General features: G+C 37.4%; 17 protein-coding genes. 10 read left to right on the forward strand and 7 right to left on the reverse strand.

Annotated elements, in window-relative coordinates; translation table 11 throughout:
- The first annotated feature begins 36 nt into the window (after nt 1-36).
- From fabD to gmk, 6 genes are all read left to right on the forward strand, one after another.
- Nucleotides 37-981 (forward strand): ACP S-malonyltransferase, encoded by a 945-nt coding sequence (gene fabD, locus ABID39_RS04490; RefSeq protein WP_354186463.1) that lies wholly within the window; start codon nt 37-39, stop codon nt 979-981.
- Between the two features lie 18 nt (nt 982-999).
- Nucleotides 1,000-1,737 (forward strand): 3-oxoacyl-[acyl-carrier-protein] reductase, encoded by a 738-nt coding sequence (fabG, locus tag ABID39_RS04495; RefSeq protein WP_354186465.1) that lies wholly within the window; start codon nt 1,000-1,002, stop codon nt 1,735-1,737.
- Nucleotides 1,738-2,003: 266 nt separating this feature from the next.
- Nucleotides 2,004-2,240: an acyl carrier protein gene (locus ABID39_RS04500; protein WP_354186467.1), complete on the forward strand. Its 237-nt coding sequence runs from the start codon at nt 2,004-2,006 to the stop codon at nt 2,238-2,240.
- Between the two features lie 101 nt (nt 2,241-2,341).
- Nucleotides 2,342-3,604 carry a beta-ketoacyl-ACP synthase II gene (fabF, locus tag ABID39_RS04505; protein WP_354186469.1) on the forward strand — a complete coding sequence of 421 codons (1,263 nt, stop codon included), beginning with the start codon at nt 2,342-2,344 and terminating at the stop codon, nt 3,602-3,604.
- 97 nt (nt 3,605-3,701) lie between these two features.
- Nucleotides 3,702-4,811 carry an endolytic transglycosylase MltG gene (mltG, locus tag ABID39_RS04510; protein ID WP_354186471.1) on the forward strand — a complete coding sequence of 370 codons (1,110 nt, stop codon included), beginning with the start codon at nt 3,702-3,704 and terminating at the stop codon, nt 4,809-4,811.
- 56 nt (nt 4,812-4,867) lie between these two features.
- The gene (gene gmk, locus ABID39_RS04515) at nt 4,868-5,536 is read left to right on the forward strand and encodes a guanylate kinase (RefSeq protein WP_354186473.1); all 669 of its coding nucleotides are present in this window, start codon (nt 4,868-4,870) and stop codon (nt 5,534-5,536) included.
- A gap of 36 nt (nt 5,537-5,572) precedes the next feature.
- Here gmk and rsmA read toward each other — a convergent pair whose 3' ends face one another.
- From rsmA to lptF, 6 genes are all read right to left on the reverse strand, one after another.
- The gene (gene rsmA / locus ABID39_RS04520; protein WP_354186475.1) at nt 5,573-6,403 is read right to left on the reverse strand and encodes a 16S rRNA (adenine(1518)-N(6)/adenine(1519)-N(6))-dimethyltransferase RsmA; all 831 of its coding nucleotides are present in this window, start codon (nt 6,401-6,403) and stop codon (nt 5,573-5,575) included.
- The gene (gene pdxA / locus ABID39_RS04525) at nt 6,394-7,407 is read right to left on the reverse strand and encodes a 4-hydroxythreonine-4-phosphate dehydrogenase PdxA (protein ID WP_354186477.1); all 1,014 of its coding nucleotides are present in this window, start codon (nt 7,405-7,407) and stop codon (nt 6,394-6,396) included. The genes rsmA and pdxA overlap by 10 nt, the downstream gene beginning before the upstream one ends.
- Nucleotides 7,407-8,357, reverse strand: a complete 951-nt coding sequence (locus tag ABID39_RS04530; RefSeq protein ID WP_354186479.1) for a SurA N-terminal domain-containing protein — start codon at nt 8,355-8,357, stop codon at nt 7,407-7,409. The genes pdxA and ABID39_RS04530 overlap by 1 nt, the downstream gene beginning before the upstream one ends.
- Before the next feature lie 133 nt (nt 8,358-8,490).
- The gene (locus ABID39_RS04535; RefSeq protein ID WP_354186481.1) at nt 8,491-10,860 is read right to left on the reverse strand and encodes an LPS-assembly protein LptD; all 2,370 of its coding nucleotides are present in this window, start codon (nt 10,858-10,860) and stop codon (nt 8,491-8,493) included.
- Nucleotides 10,861-11,952, reverse strand: a complete 1,092-nt coding sequence (lptG, locus tag ABID39_RS04540) for an LPS export ABC transporter permease LptG (RefSeq protein ID WP_354186483.1) — start codon at nt 11,950-11,952, stop codon at nt 10,861-10,863.
- Nucleotides 11,949-13,139 (reverse strand): LPS export ABC transporter permease LptF, encoded by a 1,191-nt coding sequence (gene lptF / locus ABID39_RS04545; RefSeq protein WP_354186485.1) that lies wholly within the window; start codon nt 13,137-13,139, stop codon nt 11,949-11,951. The genes lptG and lptF overlap by 4 nt, the downstream gene beginning before the upstream one ends.
- A 405-nt stretch (nt 13,140-13,544) precedes the next feature.
- On the opposite strand from lptF, the gene ABID39_RS04550 reads away from it, so the two are divergent.
- From ABID39_RS04550 to ABID39_RS04560, 3 genes are read left to right on the forward strand one after another with little or no spacing between them, the layout of a single operon-like run.
- Complete coding sequence (locus ABID39_RS04550; protein WP_354186487.1) at nt 13,545-13,991, forward strand: DNA polymerase III subunit chi; 447 nt, start codon at nt 13,545-13,547, stop codon at nt 13,989-13,991.
- Entirely contained in the window at nt 13,991-14,170 is a 180-nt protein-coding gene (locus ABID39_RS04555) for a hypothetical protein (protein ID WP_354186489.1), read from the forward strand. Before ABID39_RS04550 ends, ABID39_RS04555 begins: the two co-directional genes overlap by 1 nt.
- Nucleotides 14,160-14,423, forward strand: a complete 264-nt coding sequence (locus ABID39_RS04560; protein ID WP_354186491.1) for a hypothetical protein — start codon at nt 14,160-14,162, stop codon at nt 14,421-14,423. The genes ABID39_RS04555 and ABID39_RS04560 overlap by 11 nt, the downstream gene beginning before the upstream one ends.
- Here ABID39_RS04560 and ABID39_RS04565 read toward each other — a convergent pair.
- Nucleotides 14,420-15,709 (reverse strand): MFS transporter, encoded by a 1,290-nt coding sequence (locus tag ABID39_RS04565; protein WP_354186493.1) that lies wholly within the window; start codon nt 15,707-15,709, stop codon nt 14,420-14,422. The two genes, ABID39_RS04560 and ABID39_RS04565, sit on opposite strands and share 4 nt — an antisense overlap.
- Before the next feature lie 591 nt (nt 15,710-16,300).
- On the opposite strand from ABID39_RS04565, the gene ABID39_RS04570 reads away from it, so the two are divergent.
- Nucleotides 16,301-19,548 (forward strand): pertactin-like passenger domain-containing protein (locus ABID39_RS04570; protein ID WP_354186495.1); only part of this gene is annotated, 3,248 nt, incomplete at its 3' end.

The raw sequence follows: 19,548 nt of genomic DNA on the forward strand, positions 1-19,548 counted from the left end.
GGGAACAATTTATACACAATTTTGAGGAGTTGATAGATGGTGGCAGCTTTTACTTTTCCAGGGCAGGGGAGTCAGCTTGTTGGTATGGGCAAAATGCTTACAGAGCAATTTGTTGCAGCGCGAAGGGTCTTTGAAGAGGTTGATGATGCTCTAGGTGAAAAATTATCAGATATCATTTTTGAAGGTCCAACGGACATTTTGACGTTAACAGCAAATGCACAGCCAGCGTTAATGGCGGTATCTATGGCTGTTATTCGTGTCATGGAACAATTGGGACTCAATATAAAGGAAAAGGTAAAGTTTGTGGCCGGTCATTCATTGGGTGAATATTCGGCTCTTTGTGCTGCTGGTACATTTAGTCTTGCTGATACGGCAAGGCTTTTGCGTATTCGTGGAAATGTTATGCAAGCTGCTGTTGCTGTTGGTGAAGGTGCCATGGCAGCACTCATTGGTTTAGATGAACAAGATGTGGAGGAAATCTGCAAAACTGTTTCTGAAGAAGGGCTATGTCAGATTGCTAATGATAATGGGGGAGGACAAATTGTTATTTCAGGTGAAACAAAAGCGGTTAAGGCAGCAGTAGAGGTTGCGTCAAAAAAAAGTGCTAAACGTGCACTTCTTCTTCCAGTTTCTGCACCTTTTCATTCGACTTTAATGCAACCTGCTGCTGACGCCATGAAGAATGCACTTTTGACTGTTAACAAAATGGCTCCTCTTGTTCCTCTTGTTGCCAATGTTTCTGTCGCACCAGAGAGCGACCCAGAGCATATTGTTACGCTTCTTGTTCAACAAGTAACAGGAAGAGTACGATGGCGTGAAACGGTAGAGTGGATGAGTGCTCATGGGGTTGATACGCTTTTTGAAGTTGGTTCTGGAAAAGTATTAACCGGCTTAGCGCGTCGTATTAACAAGGACGTAAAGGGGTTAACAATTGGTACGTCTGAAGAAATAGAAATGGCACTACAAGTGCTTGGTGTTTAATCTGGTAAGGAGTAAAAAATGTTTAAATTAACAGGTCGTAAAGCTCTTGTGACGGGAGCATCAGGGGGAATTGGTGAAGCAATTGCACGTTGCTTTCACGCACAAGGAGCAATTGTTGGTCTCCATGGAACACGTGAAGAGAAGCTTAAAGAAGTGGCGGCAGATCTGGGACAAGATGTTTTTGTGTTTCCGGCTAATCTTTCTGAGCGTGAATCCGTTAAGCAATTGGCTGAAGCAGCGGAAAAAGAAATGGGTGGTGTTGATATTTTGGTTAATAATGCTGGAATCACTCGAGATGGTCTTTTTGTACGCATGCAAGATCAAGATTGGGATGAAGTTTTAGCAATCAATCTAACTGCGGCTTCTACTCTAACACGTGAATTGACACATTATATGATGCGGCGCCGCTATGGAAGAGTGATTAACATAACATCGATAGTTGGCGTTGTCGGAAATCCTGGACAAACAAACTATTGTGCTGCAAAAGCTGGACTGATAGGTTTTTCTAAGGCATTGGCGCAAGAAATTGCCTCTCGAAATATTACTGTCAATTGTATTGCTCCAGGGTTTATTAAGTCGGCAATGACAGACAAATTAAATGAAAAGCAAAAAGAAAATATTATGGCAGCTATCCCCATGAAGCGTATGGGACATGGAGAGGAAATAGCTTCTGCTGCTGTTTATTTAGCGAGCAATGAAGCTGCGTATATAACGGGTCAAACACTCCATGTTAATGGTGGTATGGCAATGATCTGAGTATTTGCTTTATTCTACATTGATTTATAAGACGTATTATTTTAGATAGTAACGAGTGAAATGAGAAGATGCACTCATTTCTTTAAATGATTGTAGGTTGATCAATTTATGTCGGGATGTCAGATTGATTCATTTTATAGGGGATATCCACAGGATACTTAAAATCACTGCTAAAATCTTTAGAGTGGTATATCTATTACTTGATTAGATGGTCCGATGTAGCTAACCAAATTATAGGAAAATAATATAAATTCGAGGATTTCAACATGAGTGATACAATAGAGCGCGTTAAGAAAATTATCGTGGAGCATCTTGGAGTTGATGCAGATAAAGTCGTAGAAAATGCAAATTTCATCGATGATCTAGGAGCAGATAGCCTTGATACGGTTGAGCTCGTTATGGCTTTTGAAGAAGAATTTGGTGTAGAAATTCCAGATGAAGCCGCTGAAACGATTTTCACAGTTGGTGATGCTGTAAAATTTATCGATCAAGCTTCCGCGTGATTGTTGAAAGACAAAGGCGTAAAGTGCTTTTGCCCACATTCTTTGAGGTTGTTTTCAGAGTAGAGCTTTAAGACATAAACCTCAATTCAAGGTTAGAAGTTATGAGACGTGTTGTTGTTACTGGTTTAGGATTGGTATCTCCATTAGCTGGTGATGTCGAGTATAGTTGGAAGCGACTTCTTGAAGGGAAAAGTGGTGTTCGGCGCATTACTGAGTTTGATGTATCCGATTTGCCATGCCAGATTGCTGCCCGTATCCCCTTAGGAGATGGAACAGATGGTACATATAATCCTGATTTACATATGGAGCCCAAAGAACAGCGCAAGGTTGATGCATTTATTGTTTACGCAATAGCTGCTGCTGATCAAGCGCTTTCAGATGCTGAATGGTTTCCAAAAAGTGATGAAGATCAGATTTGTACAGGTGTACTCATTGGTTCCGGTATTGGTGGCATTGAAGGCATTGTTGAGGCTGGTTATACGCTTCGTGATAAAGGACCACGACGCGTTTCTCCTTTTTTTATTCCAGGACGTTTGATTAATCTTGCTTCTGGTCATGTGTCTATTAAATATGGCTTGCGTGGTCCTAACCATTCGGTTGTAACGGCTTGTTCGACAGGAGCACATGCCATTGGTGATGCGGCGCGTTTGGTAGCGTTTGGTGATGCAGATGTTATGGTAGCAGGAGGTACTGAATCCCCGATAAATCGGATATCTCTTGCTGGTTTTTCTGCTTGTAAAGCTCTTTCTACTGGTCGTAATGATGATCCTGAGCGTGCTTCACGTCCTTATGATGCTGATCGTGATGGTTTCGTAATGGGAGAGGGGGCTGCGGTTGTTGTTTTAGAAGAGCTTGAACATGCAAAAAAACGAGGTGCTCGTATTTATGCTGAGGTTATTGGTTATGGTTTATCGGGTGACGCTTATCATATTACAGCACCTTCGGAAAGTGGTGAAGGTGCGCAACGTAGCATGATGGCTGCTCTTGCGCGTGCAAAAGTAGATGTAAGCGAGCTTGATTACATTAACGCACACGGAACTTCAACGATGGCTGATGTTATAGAATTGGCAGCTGTTGAGCGTGTTTTAGGCCATTATGCGCCACAAATATCTATGTCATCGACGAAATCCTCTGTGGGACATTTACTTGGTGCAGCTGGTGCAGCAGAAGCTATTTTTTGCGTTTTAGCAATACGAGATAATATAGCTCCAGCAACGCTTAATCTTGATAATCCGTCTATTGAAACGAAAATTGATCTTGTCCCACATAAACCGCGCGAACGAAAAATTGATATGATTCTCTCAAATTCCTTTGGGTTTGGTGGAACAAATGCATCTTTGGTAATGCAGCGTTTTAAAGGATAATAAACATTTCTATTTATGAGATTCCTACTTTATTCATTATAAAAGTTTAAGGAAAGGATTATGGTTGTGTACCTAAAAACTATAGAGGGCGATAGTTATGTCCGCTGTGAAAAATGGAAAACCGCTGAAGGACGTAAATGCTTCTACTTCGGATTACAGAGTAGATGATAATGGTATGTTAGCACATAAGAAACGAAAGAAGTCCTCTGTCGTGCGTAATCCTTTGGTCATCATCGGTCATTTTTTTCTGACGTTGATGATGGTTGTTATCTTGGCTATAAGTGTTCCTCTTTATATTGGAAAAAATATTTTTGAAGGCAAAGGGATGGCTGAGAGAGAACAGGTTGTTCTTATTGATCCTAGAACAGGAATTCGTGAGATTGCTTCATTGCTTGAAAAACATGGTCTTATTCAATCATCAGATATTTTTATTTATGGGGTTGGTTATCATCAAAAAACAACACATCTTAAGGCTGGTGAATATTTGATTCCAGCACATGCTTCGATGCGTGATATTATGGATATTCTTGTGAAAGGTAAATCTATTGAATATACGTTTACAGTGCCAGAAGGTTTGACGGTTCAACAGATTTTTGATCGATTAATGACCAATGAAATTTTGGTTGGGGATCTTCCAAAAATTTTACCTCCAGAAGGTAGTTTGATGACAGATACTGTTCGCTTTATTCGGGGAACAACGCGTAAAGAGATTATAAATAGATTGCGTGAAGGACAGACAAAATTAATTCATGCGATATGGGCTACGCGTTCTCCTGATTTACCAATAAAGTCTATCGACGAATTTGTTATATTGGCATCGATTGTTGAAAAAGAGACAGGAATTGCTGCAGAGAGACCGAAAGTTGCTGCAGTATTTTATAATCGTCTTGCAAAACGTATGCGTCTTCAATCTGATTCAACGGTTATTTATGGTCTCTTTGGTGGAAAAGGGTTGCCATCTGGGCGTGCAATTTACCGTTCAGATCTTGAGAAAGAAACACCATATAATACTTATAAAATTAATGGTTTACCGCCAACAGCTATTGCAAATCCAGGAAAAGATTCATTAAAAGCGGTGGCACATTCACCAAAAAGTGATGTGCTCTATTTTGTAGCTGATGGTTCGGGAGGGCATGTTTTTTCTAGAACTTTAGAGGAACATAATATAAATGTTCGCAAGTGGCGTGCATTAAAGGTAGCACACTAGTTTTTAGGGATTTTAGTAAACCTATTATTAAAGTTTTGAAGAAAAAGTAGAACAGTATGATGACCTTCTTTCAGGATGAATTGAGTATTAAAAAAAGGAATCAGCGTCGTGGTTTTTTATTTATTCTCTCTTCACCTTCAGGAGCTGGTAAATCAACACTTTCTCGGTTACTTTTGCAAGATGGACAATTAGAGCTTTCCGTAAGTATGACAACACGGAAAAGACGTCCGAGTGAGGTGTGTGGTGTTCACTATCATTTTATTTCAAAGGAAGAATTTGAACGCAAGCGTGATGGAGATGAATTTATTGAATGGGCAGAAGTTCATGGGAATTATTACGGAACCTTACGTGAAAGCGTTGAAAATGCGTTGAGTTCTGGGCAAGATATGTTGTTTGATATTGATTATCAAGGTACTCAACAGCTTCAAAAAAAAATGATGGGAGATACGGTCTCTGTTTTTATCCTTCCTCCATCAATGAAAGAGCTTATTTCGCGTTTACATCGTCGAGCAGAGGATAGTCAGGATATCATTGATCTGCGATTGAAAAATGCACGAAAAGAATTGCAGCATTGGCGTTCTTATGATTATGTTGTGGTAAATGAGGACCTAAATCAGTCTGTATCTCTTATCAAATCGATTTATTGGGCAGAGACAGTAAAACGTAATCGTTGTTCTTTTCTCGAACCTTTCATTGATAAGCTTATCGCTGAAAAGATTGATTGATATTGTTATTGAAAAAATGAGAAAAAACAGTGTTTTTTAGTGTAATAAATTAGCTAAAGTTACAAACTCAGAAATTGAGAGCGTTTCGGCGCGACGTGTTCCGTCGATACCGGCTTTTTCTAAAAGCATTTCACCTCCAAATGTTTTGAAATTTTGACGAAGCATTTTTCGTCTTTGTCCAAAAGCGATTTTGGTTACAAAACTTAATTTTTGAGCACAGCAGGCGAGAGGTTGTGTTCGTGGGATAATGTGAACAACGGAAGAAGTTACTTTAGGTGCTGGTATAAAGGCTTGAGGAGGAATATCAAAAACAATTTTGGCAGAGGTACGCCAGCCGGTTAAAACACTGAGTCTCCCATAGTGGGCAGACTGAGGATTTGCAGTAATACGTTTGGCAACTTCACGTTGAAACATCAAAGTCATTGATTCATAAAAAGGAGGCCATGGTTCAGTTAAAAGCCAGTTTAATAAGAGTTGTGTTCCGATATTATAAGGAAGGTTTGCAATAATACGTGGTTTTTCTAAAGGATTTGCAAAAAGTTTTGAGAAATCTTGCTGCAGTGCATCATGACAAATAAGTTTTAGTTTTTGCGGATAGTGCTTTTCTATCTCTAAGAGAGCTGGTATACAACGTTCATCACGCTCTATTGCTGTTACAATGGCGCCTTTTGCAAGTATGGCACGTGTCAGCCCCCCAGGTCCTGGACCAACTTCAATAACAGGTTTTCCTTCTATATTTCCTGCTTGATGAACGATTTTAGATGTTAAATTAAGATCAAAAAGAAAATTTTGTCCCAAGGATTTATGAGCTTGTAATCCATATGTATCAATGACTTTGCGAAGAGGAGGAAGAGTATCTATTGGCATGGTATCAAACTATTTTTTGCAAGTTGATTTGCAAGTTGAAGAGCAGCGATAAAGCTTTCAGGAGAGGCAATTCCTTTGTCAGCAATATCAAAAGCGGTTCCGTGATCTGGAGAAGTCCGAATGAAAGGTAAACCTAAAGTAACATTGACAGTGCTATTAAAATCCAATGTCTTAACGGGAATTAGAGCTTGATCATGATACATGCAAAAGGCAACATCATACGTTTTTCTTGCACATTCATGGAACATTGTATCCGCAGGAAGCGGACCCACAATATGAAGTCCTTTATTTTTCAGATATTCAATAGCGGGAGTGATAATTTCAATATCCTCTTTTCCAATTGTACCTGATTCTCCAGCATGAGGATTGAGTCCGGCAACAGCGAGACGAGGAGTCTTCATTCTAAATCGCATTTTTAAATCATTTTCAGTAATAAGTATAGTTTGAATGATTAAGTGGCGAGTGAGGTGTGAGGGAACTTCTTTAAATGGAACATGAATAGTAATGGGGATCGTCTTTAATTGAGGTCCTGATAACATCATAACCGGATGATAATATGTACTGAAGGCTTGATGAGCTAAATGGGACAGAAATTCCGTATGTCCTGGAAATTCAAATCCAGCTTCATAAAGTATTTTTTTTGCAATAGGGCAAGTAACGAGTGCACACGCATCTCCATTTTGAATGAATTGAACACCGCGTTTAATTGCTTCAATGATTCCAGCCGCATTTTTCGGTGAAGGCATCCCCGGTCGATCGCCTTGTTGGTTTTGTAAGGGGATTACGGGAAAAGCAGTTTGAAAGTTTTTTACAGCATTACTTATTGTAACAGACTCTATCTCAGCATTGATTTGCAAAAAATGAGCACGCGAACGAATAACGTTTGGATCAGCAAGAAGAGCAAACGGTGGAATCTGACGCGTTAGGCGCAAATTCCACGCTTTTAGTGCTATTTCAGGACCAATTCCGGCAGGATCACCACCACTAACAACAAGTGCAGCCATTATAAGTTTTGAATACGCGCGGTTCGCCGCAATTCCTCTAAATATTTTTTGCTCAATTTTTCAAGATCTTGGGGACCATTTTTCTTATTATCTTCAATAGAAAATACAAGACGAGCGACGTAATCATCAGAAACTTTTCTTATTCGACAAACGGCAAGAGCTTCAATTCCATTAGAAGTTTCTTGTAATTTTGTCATTTTTCCGACAGGCGTTTCGAGGATAGCCTGTTCCCATGCATCGGGCAATTGGGGTTCAAGAAACTTTCCTAAGTTTCGGATAGTAACATCTAAGATGCCTCTTGCTTGTTTTTGAGCGTTAACACATCCTTGGAAATGTGCACGGAAATTACTTGCTTCTCTGTAACGTTTTTCAAGGATTTCTGAACGGCGATGTGCAGGAATGACAAAAATAATTCGCTGTAGTGTATATTCATTCATGGAAGGTTTTATACCACCATTTTTTAAGATTCTGCGAACAGCTTCTTGTTCAGTAACGACACCCACTTTAGCTTGGTAGCGCGCATTAACAAGACGCCCCCAGCCTATTTGCCCACGGATGTAATCTTTAAAATGTTGCACTGTGATATCATTTTGAATCAGAATCTGGTTGAGTTGATCAATAGCCATATTATTTTGTGTTGCAAAGTCCTCAAAAGCACTTTCAACTTCATTATTGCTTATCTCAATATTATAGCGCTTTATTTCAGCATTTTTGAGTGCTTCATCGATAAGCTCATTTTTAGCTTGCACGGCAAGATCGCCCTGTTTCTGTTGCAGCCTAAGAAAAGCAATACGCCTTTGAAGGTCATAATTCGTGATAGGATTACCATTCACCTTAACAACAATAGCAGTTTGTGCGAAGACAGGTAAAATTCCACCTCCCATAAAGCTACTGATACTTAAAGGTGCAATACAAAATAAAGCAAGAATACGCTTTTTAAATTTGTTCATGTAGTAAGCTTTCGCATTGTCTATTGATTTTTATCAATTACTTTAAATATACGTCTTTTTATATACGCTTTTTTTCATAAAAAACAACGATAAGTTAAATGACATATACATTCTCTTTACAAATTTTAATTCTTTATAAATTTTGGTTTATCTTATTTCCAATATCAGCAATTGTACGCAATGAAAGAGAGAAGTTAAAGTTTTGCAAAGGCGTTTTTTTCTCTGGATTTGTCAGATGTTGATAACTGAATGTAAGCCCGAAACATTCATCTGTATAATTTAAGCTTATTCCCCGCTTTACGAATGTACCAGATGTTAAATCGTAACCAGCATTGCCATTAATGGACCAATACTGAGCTAGCTTAATGCCAGTTTGAAAAGAAATTTCTTGGCGTTCTTGTGTATATTCATGATCTGGTTGGCTTGCGATATAGGCATATTGTATAGCCGCCTTAAAATTTTGCCATTTCTGTGATGCTTCAATTTCACTACGATGGATTTCCCCTGTTTTTTTATCAAAACGTCCACGAGTTTCTAAAGAAAAAACACCTTTATAGTTTGCACCAAACATAGCAACATAGTCTGAGCGGGTCTCTTCAAGGCTAGAATGAACTCCTACATTTACGAAATCCTTTTCTGCAAAAGAATTTTTCCCTGCAAGATGAAAGGATTGTCCAACCAGACCATAAAGAGACCAATCATTGTTAAAATTTCCAGAATATCTTAGCCCTATATTGGCTCTTGTTCCTCCTTCTACGCGGTCATAACCAGAAAATTTATTACGTTGAAAGAGTGTTGTTGCGTCAAAGACAAAGCTTTGTGCATCTTCATTGGGAATTTGTCCGATATATCGTTCATTATTGCGAATAAAAATTTGTGCTATTGGGTCTATAATATGTGTAAATTTGTCAAATGTGATGAGGACCGGATAGCGTAATTCCAAACCTGCTGTTGCCATTCCGTGAAGTGCTGGGCTACGAATCGTTGATAAGAAATCTTTGGTGAGAGGAGAGGTATAGTTTTCGTGTGGATTTGTTGTAATGATATCAGCACGTAGAGAGAGAATAGGAGTTAATATAAGTCCATTGTTCGTATTGATGCGCTTTTTCCATTCAAACTCGTTTGTTAAGCGAAAACTATTTCCAGCTATTCCAGAAAGTTTGTCAGTGTTGAGAATATGTTCGTTTTCATCAGTAAGATTAAAGTCAGTATGGCGACGATAAATGGATTGCATATTGCTATGAAAAGTGAGTTCTCCAGTATAAATCGATTCCTCTGGTGTAAAAGAATAATTGATGCGGGGGAGAACCAATGCTTGCCGATAGTAGTGTTTAGAAGAGGAGTCATTCAATGTTAAATCTTGAACTTCGAAATGGTAAAAACGCATATCGAAGTAGTTTTTACCTGCAAGACCATTCAAATAAAGCTGAGAAAGTTGCGTAGGCTTGCTATAATTTTCAAGTTTATAAGTACGTCTAAAATGTTGATCAGATTGTGCAAAAATATCCCATCCGTAAGTCCAGTGTGAATTAAGACGAAAATCTCCTTTTGTTGCTAACATGTAACGGTTTTTATGCTGTGCATCAATACTATCACTATCAAAGTTATACGGTTTTATTTGATATATATGGGCAAAGCGAATGTTATAATTACCTGTTTTTAAACGTTGACGCCATTCACCATCAGTTAAAAGTCCTTGTTGGGTATAGATCGTAGAAGAAAGTGTGAAATCATAATGAGGAGCAAGATTCCAGAAATAAGAATTTTTTATGCCTATGCCGAGATAATCGGTATAAAAAAAGTGGGGTGCAAGGAAACCACTAGCACGCTTCACTGTTGGATCATAGAGCTCAAAAGTCGGAAATTGTGTAATTGGCACACCAAAAACTTCAAAATGGCTATTTTCAAATCGAATTTTTTTGATAGTACTGTTCCATATAATTTTTCTTGCTCTAATCTTCCATATCACTTCTTTATCTGGTTTATAAGAGCAAGGTTCGCAGGCTGTATAGGTAGCATTTTCGAAGATTGTTATCTGACTATTGATGCGTGTAGCATTTGCCGCTGCAAAATGAATGTTGTTTGCTGTATCGATACGTAAGGCATTGACGAAGCCTTCACCAAAATCTTTTGTCATATCGATTTGATTGGAATAAATTTTGTTACCATCTTTTTGCACAATTTCAACATTTCCTTGTGCCATAATCCGTCCTGTTTTTTGATTATACGTAACTTTTTGGGCAAAAACTTTATTGCCATCATATTCGACTTGGACATTGCCTTGTGCAGAAACAGTGTGTTCATCACGATTATAGATGAGTTCATCTGCAGAGAGCAAAAGAGGACTTACCGGATTTTTTATGCGACTTTTGGAAGGAGTAGTAAGGCTTTTAGCATGTATAGAACAAGATAAAGATACAGCTAAGCTAAAGCTCATGATACTTTTAAAGGCAAAAGTACTTAGTTTTTTCAAAATCACTCTTTTACTTATTAGCGCTTTCACTTAGCCATCCTCTTTATGAAGTAAAAAAGAAATTCCCAAAAATAATGCAATAACAACGGGTGTCCAAGCTGCAATAACTGGTGGAATATACCCAGCGTTACCAAAAGCTTGAACAAGTACAGAAATAACATAAAGCATGAAACCGGCAATGACACCGCTAAGAATTAAAGTTCCGGATTGTCCAAAGCGTGTAAAATTTAAAGATACAGTTGCTGCAATAAGAGTCATTGCCACAAGCAATGCTGGTAATGCAATCAATGATTGTAAATACATGTTAAAATTATTAGCAGAATAGCCAAATGAACGTGCAATCATAATTTTTTTTGGCAATTGATAAAATGAGATGGTCGCGGGATTCACTAAACGTTCAGTTAAAAATTCAGGTCTAAGATTAGTTTTTATTTGTAATTCAGTAAATTTTTCAGGAGGATGACCGACCTTGTGAATTGTTCCCTCTGTTAATAGCCAAGCACCGTTTACCAATGTTGCCTTTCTTGTGTTAATCCAGTTTTTGATTGTTCCATTATTGTTGTATTGTACAAAGGTTGCATTGATAAGAGAAGGTCCTTGATTTGTTATAGATTTAGCACCAATGGTTGTTCTACCTAAATTTGTGTGTTGTGTTAACCATGGGACACGCGTGTTATGAAGAGAGGTTAGTACATTATTGCTATGCCATTCAGTCATTATTTTTTCTGCTTGAGAAAATCCCCATGCGGCAAGTGGATTAAGAAGAAGAATTGAAAATAATCCCAAAAGAAAAGCTCCTAAACAAGCTGGCATGAGAAATTGCCATGCAGAAATACCGATAGAACGTGCTACAATAAGCTCAAGTTTTCGATTAAGCGAGATGAACACGACCATTGCAGAAAAGAGTGCAATAAAGGGTATGAGTTGTTGCATGATGAAAGGGATACGGAAAATAGAAATAAGAAATGCACTTTTTGCTGTATAATAAGGAAGATAGGACATCCGTCCAGAATTTTCTGTAAAGTCAATTAAAAGAGCAAGAATAAAAACACCCCCCAAAAAATAACAGGTTGTTTTAAGATAATGTATAAAAAAATATCGTCCAAGCGTCCATCCAATCATGATATCTTATCCGAGGGATATTGTGATTTTCGATGTTTAAATTTATTCACTATTTTTTGAAAAAGCGCATAAATAACTTCATTAATTTTTACAGGTATACCAATTTTATGATTCGTTAAAAGCATAGACAAGGTGAGCACACTCATTCCTATGGGGGTTATATAAAGGAGAGGAACGTATGCTAAATTGCTCTTTGCTTTTTCAGCAAAAAAATATCCTATCCAATACACCAGTAAAGAAAAGGCAATTGCGAAGAAATTTTCAGAGTTACGTACTTGCCGATATGAACGTACATCTCCCGCTGTTGCTAATGCAATGAGTGAAAAAACGATAGGATAAAGCCATTCTGTAAGTCTACGGTGAAATTCAGCTTTATATTGGAGCGGTTTTCGTTGATAGTAGGAGTCGTTTGGGTCAGGATGGAGCAAATAAGAAAAGGAACGATCCTTTGGATAAAGAATGGGGGTTTTGTTGTTGGGAATGAATTCACCTAGGCTAAAAGTATATGAGCTGAATTGAACAAGTGAAACGCTGTCATTTTGATGATTGATTCTTTCTATTTCACCATTATTGAGGATTAAAAAATTACCATTTTTATTGCTCACAATTGATGCGTTTTTTGCATAATAAAAAAGATCAATCTTAGGATCGCGCTGGTCAGCAATAAAAAGGCGTCCAAGAGTTCCATCCGGATTCTGTTCACCAATTTCTATATAAAGGTTATTGGCAAGTTTTTGGAAACTGCCTTCACTAATAAAAAGGTTAATGAGATCAAAATGAGCACTTGCTAGGATTTGTCGCATATTAAGACGTGCTTGAGGAACAACAAAATTAGCTATAGAAAAGGAAAAGCACGATGCAATAATAGCGAGAAAGAGAATGGGTTTCCAAAGAGTACTTTTGGGAAAACCAGAGGCTTTTATGATCGCAAGCTCTGAATCTTGATTCATTGCCGAAAGGGTGCTTGTAATGGCAATCAGCAATGCGAATGGAATAACAAGAAAAATAACGGAGGGAACTAATGAGAGAGAAAATTGTAAGACCGTGAGGAGTGTTTGTCTGCTTGTTGTTAAAAAATTTATTCGTGCAAGGATCTGCACTGTCCAACTAATACTGATTGCTGCAATCATAACAGAACTAAACAGGACAAGAACACGTTTCAGGATGTAAAACTCAATAATACGCATAGATTGGACAACATTCTCAATTTTGAACTAGGAAAGGGATATTTTTAGACTGCTTTGAAACAAAAATATAATCAAAATTTTGAAATTACCCCTCTAATGTATTGTACATTTTTACTAGATTAAAAAGAGTATAGGATAGTTAGTAAGCTGCAACCTATTTTGTCATGGATTATATTCTATTTTCAACTGTAGTCTATAAGGTGGTTAGCAAATGAATTAAAATAAACCTTTTTATGAACTTAAAAATGGTGATTTATCTTTTTTTCTTTAAGACATATGAAAAAAAGGATAAGTAGAATTGGAAAAGGGGAATTGTGAGATCTTAAATCATTTCCTTTCGTGCTGAGAGTATAAAAGATTCTCCAAAAATGTTGATTTATCCAAAGAGTGATAAGGGCTAAGAGGATGGATATTCTTTTCTATCATTTGACGCAGTCAACGCTAGAAGATATTTTACCATCACTTGTGGAGCGAGCACTGGTTCGTTTTGGTAAGGTAACAATACAATGTGTAAGTAAGGAAAAACGTGACATTATAGATACGCGTTTGTGGGTTTACTCTGATGAAGCATTTATTGGGCATGGAACTGAAGGTGATCAATATCCAAATTTTCAGCCTGTATTTCTTACCACAGGGCAGGAAAATCCAAATGATTCAAAGATACGCTTTCTTATAGAAGGAGCGGTCTGTTCAAATGTTGAGGTTTATCAACGACTTGTGGTGATATTTGATGGTGGCAATAATGAACAGTTGGATCTTGTTCGTGCACAGTGGAAAAAGTATAAAATGGAAAATCATAATTTAACTTATTGGCAGCAAACTGAAGATCGTGGTTGGGAAAAACAGATTTGATGCGTGTAATATCTGTTATTTTGATTTTTATAGGACTTATCGGAATAATAAAACCAGCACTCTTTATTGCGGAAGGATCGGGAGGAGGACGTTGGGTTTTTATTGTAATTTTTCTTTTGGGAGTGTTCAAGATGTGGTCTGTCATCAAAAAAATCAAACGGTACAATGATGATCATTGATCGAATTTTGCTTATTCTATGGGCTGTCATGTTGGCTTTTTTTTGCGTTTCATGGTTGGGGACGACGCACATTTTGTCACAAATTTTTCCTATTGTTTATATCAGTAATATCGCAGATATCTTGTTTTTTGTCTTGAGTGCACTGTTTGCTGGAATATTGTGGTGGAGTGTACCACAACCAATGTCTTTGAAAATGAAAATAGCGGCATTTCTGCCGCTAGTATTTGTTTTATTTTTCTTTATTGTGTTTTAATTGGATATTTCGTCATCCGTAAATCCAACAAAGCAAATCAATGAAATAAAAGAAGAAAAAAGTAAATAATAGCCGATATAAGAGGCACCAAAATGTTGTACCAGATATTCTGAAATATAAGGTGCAAGAGATGCTCCTACGATACCGGATAAGTTGAAAGTGATAGATGAACCTGTGTATCGAATCGCTGTTGGGTATGGTGAAGCTAAAACAGCACCAAGCGGACTGTATACCACTCCCATAATTGACAAGCCAATGATGGACATCGCGAAGATTCCTGCGATTCCAGATTCTAGGAAATAAGGAATTGCAAAGGAATAGATACCAGTAATTATTGTGATCCAGATCATCAAAGTTCTACGCTTAATACGATCAGCAAGTTTCCCTGTTATGACAGTAAAAATTCCACAGAAAACAGCACCAATGATTTCTATTTGGAGAGCATGTTGGAACGACAATTGTAAATGATTTGTTGAATAACTTAATAAATATGCAGTGATCAAATAAAATAAAACAAACGTTGCCATGCCAGCAAATGTTCCAAGAAATAAGATTCGTGGGCATTTAAAAAAGACGTCTATGATAGGGACTTTGACACGTTCTTTACTTTCAAGAGTTTTTTTGAATGCAACGGTTTCGTTAATTGAAAGGCGAACCCATAATCCTATAAGCATAAGAACAATCGAAGCAATAAAAGGAATACGCCATCCCCATGCTAAAAGTTCATCACGATCAAGGAAGTGCAACAGTCCTAAATAAACGATAATAGATGAAAATAAACCGATTGGAACGCCTAATTGAGGAAACATTGCATACCAGCCACGTTTTTCTGGTGGAGCATTTTCTGTTGCAAGTAGAACGGCTCCTCCCCATTCTCCTCCTAATCCTATTCCTTGCCCAATACGGCATAGGGTTAAGAAGAAAGGTGCCCACCATCCTGCTGTTTCATAAGTAGGAAGAAAACCAATAATAACCGTTGATAGTCCCATAGTAAGAAGAGCAGCGATAAGTGTTGCTTTTCGTCCAATTTTATCTCCAAAATGTCCAAAAATAATTGATCCTAAGGGGCGTGCAAAAAAAGCTGTCCCGAAGATCAGAAAAGATTGTAAAATAGCAAGTTGATCATTTTGCGTTGGAAAAAAGATATGGGGGAAGATGAGAGCTGCAGCAGTCGCAAAGACATAAAAATCGAAGTATTCAACAGTTGGGCCAATGAGGCTTGCAAATAAAATTCGACGAGGAGAATTTTCTTTGCTTGTACTTTGTATTTTTGATTTTATAGACATGAACAGAATGTCCCTTTCAGTATATGATAAATCAAATTATGAAACTGAGTTTTTATAATTATAAAAATTTCAAATCAGTGTCGAGTCGATATTTCTATGTTTCCAATGTATTAAAATAAAATGAGTAAGGTATGATAATCACAAGTGATTATTCTGTAGATATAGCAAAATTTTAATACAATAAAAACAATATGTTAATACCGTTAAAGATGAAGTATATTTCTATATACAATGCACTCTTTTTAAATTTTTTGTTCCTGTTCTTTTAAAGTGAATACTATTTTAATTTGTTACAGAATTTAGCTGATTTTTAGATTAGTATTTGATTTTTCAAAAATGCTAAAAAATTTTAATAGATACAATTAGGACACTTTTTAATTGTATATAAAACAATATATTCAACTACTGATTGTTCGCAAATTTTAAGACACAAACTGTAGTATTGTATCAGTAATAGCTTAATGTACTTAATGCTTTTGTGTGATGAAGTGTTATCTAAAAACATGAAATTGAACAAGCGTGTTGTGATTTATTTGATGTGCATATTTTCAAATAGATAAAATTTTTATTTGAAATTACGGAGTATGAATAATGCAACGTAAATTAAAGCTGAGTTTTTTTGCATTAATATCCAGTGTTTTTTTTGTGAAGGTTTCAGGTGCAGATGGAGTATCTATACGAGGAGGAAAACCATTAGTACAAGAGGGTATAATTGAGAAGATAAAAGAAAATGGTGAGGTTTTTACCATTAAGAATGGTCAAGTTGAGATTGTAAAAAGGGGGGAAGTTTCAAAAGCGACTCTTATCAAAAAATATGGATTGCAAAGTGTTGAGGGAGGTCAAACAGAAGATACAAAAGTTTATGGTGGTGAGCAGATTATTTTAGGAGAGGGGAGTTATGCTTACAATTCTGAAATTTATGGTGAGGGTGAAACACTAGGGCAACAGAATGTGTATGATGGTGGAGCAGCTTTTTTCACAGATGTTATGAGTGGAGGAGAACAAAATATTGATAGATGGTTTAGAGATGGTGAGGGTGGTTTAGCAGTAGATACGAAAGTTTTTTCGGGTGGGGTGCAGAATGTTTTAGCAGGCGGTAAGGCGAGTAGTATTACTTTAGAAGAGGGTGCTCTTCAAAGAGTCTATTCTGGTGGATATGTGGAAGATTTAACGATTAAGAGTGGAGCTATTTCGTTAGTATATGGTGGTGCAGAGTTAGCAGGGGAAGTAAAGGTTAGTGATTCCGGTAAATTTTATCTTTATGCTGGAAGTGGTCAACATCAAACTAAAGTAGAGAATATTCTTTTAAATGGAAAAGAATCTCAATTGTATTCTGTTGCGACTGAAGGTGATGGATCAAGCACTTTGATTCAAAAGTTAAGAGGCAAGGGTCGTGTTATTTTTACTGCTTCTTCTACTGCTGCTACTTCCACTATGCGTAATCCATATTATTCTCTTCTTTCCGTTCAAAATCTTTCAGGAAATATAGATTTTAATTTTAGAATTAATACTGCAGAGAGATATGGTGATTACCTTATCGTTGAAAAAGGCGCGGGTAATCACATGGTTAGCATTGTAGATTCTGGTTCTGAAATTACAAATTCTTCTTTTCATTCAGTTGATTTAATTACGGATAAAAGTGGAGAAGCGAATTTTTCTTTGAAAAATCATTCCGTGGATGGTGGGGCTTATATGTATGATTTAAAACAGAAAAGTGAGAAAGGTGAGAAAATTTGGTATTTGGCTGCTACAAAAAAGGTTTCTACTTCTTCAGCAACTGCGCCTAATGCACAGACGTCTATAGCTGGCTCTCTTGGGAAAGAGGAGAATATTACGGATTTACAAGATCCTATCATTAGTTCTTATGAAAGTGATTTGGATTTTTATGCAGATAATTACAGGGTTGGTGAAAACCAATTAGTTTTACAAAATTCTACAATCAGTGATGGTAACATGGTAATTAGTGATGATAATAGCACAGTTTATTTTTTTGACGATAGCATGGCAGATAATCCTAAACTGTCCATGAACAACACGATTGAAGGATCGGGAATACTCTATGTTGAAGATGGTGGATTCAGTAAAAATACGACAGTTATGGAGGGTGGTTCCGAGGTTATCGGAGAGCAAGGGATTTCAGAATTTACTATTGTTTACGAAGGTGGAAGACAAAGTGTGGAGGGTGGAGGCTCTGCATTGAAAACTGAAATCTATGGAGGTGATCAACTTATTTTCGGAGATGGTTATGTGAATGGTGGGATTGTAGGAAGCAGTGCTTATAATACTAAGATTTATGGTCAAGGTGGAAAGCCAGGACAGCAGAGTGTGTATGATGGTGGAATGGCTATGGGAACACAGATTATGCATGGAGGCATGCAAAATCTTGCGAAATGGTTTGCAGATGATGAAGATTTTGCAGAAAAAACTGGTGGTTTAGCAGTGAATACAGAAGTCTTTGCAGGTGGTCTGCAGCGTATATTAGCAGGAGGGAATGCGGATATTGTTACTTTATACAAGGGGGCTTTTCAAGAAGTTCATGCTGGTGGATCTGTAAAAAATCTAACGATTGAAGGTGGAGCCTCTTCATGGGCTTCTGCTGGTGCAATATTAGGAGGAGAAGTGAATATTAGTGATTCTGGGAAGCTCTATATTTATGCCGGAGATGATAGTCAACGAACTACGGTGGAAAATATCAATTTGATTGGAGAAGAGTCTCAATTATACGCCCTTGCCAGTCATTTTGATGACAAAAGCACGTACATTCAGAGTTTAAGTGGTGTAGGAAGAGTTACTTTCACTTCTCCTATGAATCGTTTGTATTATTCTCAGCTTTATATTGATGATCTTTCGGGCAGTATGCATTTCAATTTAAATGTTAGTCTTGCAGAAGGAAAAGGGGATTATCTCTTTATTGAGAATGGTAGTGGTTATCATACAATAAGTGTTATAGATTCAGGCATTCAAATCATAGATCATTCTTCAACAAAACTTGATTTAATTTTTGACCAAAGCGGAGGAGCAGATTTTACTCTAAAAAGCTTTTCTGGGGCAAAAGTTGAATTTGTTGATGGCGGGACTTATACATATGGTTTAAAATGGGAAAATAGTGAAGATGGACGTGCAAAAATTTGGTATTTAACTGCGGTGTATATGGATAGTTCTCTGGGCAGAAGAAGAACTCTCCGACATTTAAATCAAAATCAACCAGTTTCTGTTTTCTCAACCATAACAACCTCGGAAGAACATACTGTTGCGTTGTCACGTTCAAGGGGAAATCGCCGAAAGTTGAGTGAAGAATCTCTTGCTTCTTTCCATTCAGCTGCATCATCTGGGGAAGAATATATTGTTGGCGAGAGGGATGGAAATGATATCCATTCAAGTTCATGTCCAAAGCTGTCAAGACCACTTCATGTCGCTACTTTATCTCGAGAAAAGAAAGTTTTAAAACCATCATATCAGGATAATTTTTCCCAAGATTTAAAGCAGCGAGAACGGATTCCTGATTTTTTAACTACGCCTTCTACAGATGCGGTATTATCACTGTCTGTTTCTCCAGGATTTATTTTCCACAATGAGTTGCAGGCTGTTCGTGCTGGGAGAGGCGTTTTAGACAGAGATAAGAAAGATGCAGCTTTATGGATATATACAATCAAAAGCAAAGAGGCTATTTCTGCAGATCATCTAGATTTTAAGCTTGAGCAGACAGGTATAGTTTTAGGGCTTAGTGGTTTAAGTGAATGGGAGAATGGAGAGTTTTATATTGGTGGTTTTGGCAGTTATGATCAAGCCCGCGTTGCCCATGCACGGGGTGGTGTGAGCAGCATTAATGCTTATAGCGT

Source organism: Bartonella japonica (assembly GCF_040545385.1).
Classification (GTDB): domain Bacteria; phylum Pseudomonadota; class Alphaproteobacteria; order Rhizobiales; family Rhizobiaceae; genus Bartonella; species Bartonella japonica.

Bases quoted from the DNA above. Each gene is read 5' to 3' on its own strand.
- fabD (WP_354186463.1), top strand. From the start codon at position 37: ATGGTGGCAGCTTTTACTTTTCCAGGGCAGGGGAGTCAGCTTGTTGGT.
- fabG (WP_354186465.1), top strand. From the start codon at position 1,000: ATGTTTAAATTAACAGGTCGTAAAGCTCTTGTGACGGGAGCATCAGGG.
- ABID39_RS04500 (WP_354186467.1), top strand. From the start codon at position 2,004: ATGAGTGATACAATAGAGCGCGTTAAGAAAATTATCGTGGAGCATCTT.
- fabF (WP_354186469.1), top strand. From the start codon at position 2,342: ATGAGACGTGTTGTTGTTACTGGTTTAGGATTGGTATCTCCATTAGCT.
- mltG (WP_354186471.1), top strand. From the start codon at position 3,702: ATGTCCGCTGTGAAAAATGGAAAACCGCTGAAGGACGTAAATGCTTCT.
- gmk (WP_354186473.1), top strand. From the start codon at position 4,868: ATGATGACCTTCTTTCAGGATGAATTGAGTATTAAAAAAAGGAATCAG.
- rsmA (WP_354186475.1), bottom strand. From the start codon at position 6,403: ATGCCAATAGATACTCTTCCTCCTCTTCGCAAAGTCATTGATACATAT.
- pdxA (WP_354186477.1), bottom strand. From the start codon at position 7,407: ATGGCTGCACTTGTTGTTAGTGGTGGTGATCCTGCCGGAATTGGTCCT.
- ABID39_RS04530 (WP_354186479.1), bottom strand. From the start codon at position 8,357: ATGAACAAATTTAAAAAGCGTATTCTTGCTTTATTTTGTATTGCACCT.
- lptG (WP_354186483.1), bottom strand. From the start codon at position 11,952: ATGATTGGATGGACGCTTGGACGATATTTTTTTATACATTATCTTAAA.
- lptF (WP_354186485.1), bottom strand. From the start codon at position 13,139: ATGCGTATTATTGAGTTTTACATCCTGAAACGTGTTCTTGTCCTGTTT.
- ABID39_RS04550 (WP_354186487.1), top strand. From the start codon at position 13,545: ATGGATATTCTTTTCTATCATTTGACGCAGTCAACGCTAGAAGATATT.
- ABID39_RS04555 (WP_354186489.1), top strand. From the start codon at position 13,991: ATGCGTGTAATATCTGTTATTTTGATTTTTATAGGACTTATCGGAATA.
- ABID39_RS04560 (WP_354186491.1), top strand. From the start codon at position 14,160: ATGATCATTGATCGAATTTTGCTTATTCTATGGGCTGTCATGTTGGCT.
- ABID39_RS04565 (WP_354186493.1), bottom strand. From the start codon at position 15,709: ATGTCTATAAAATCAAAAATACAAAGTACAAGCAAAGAAAATTCTCCT.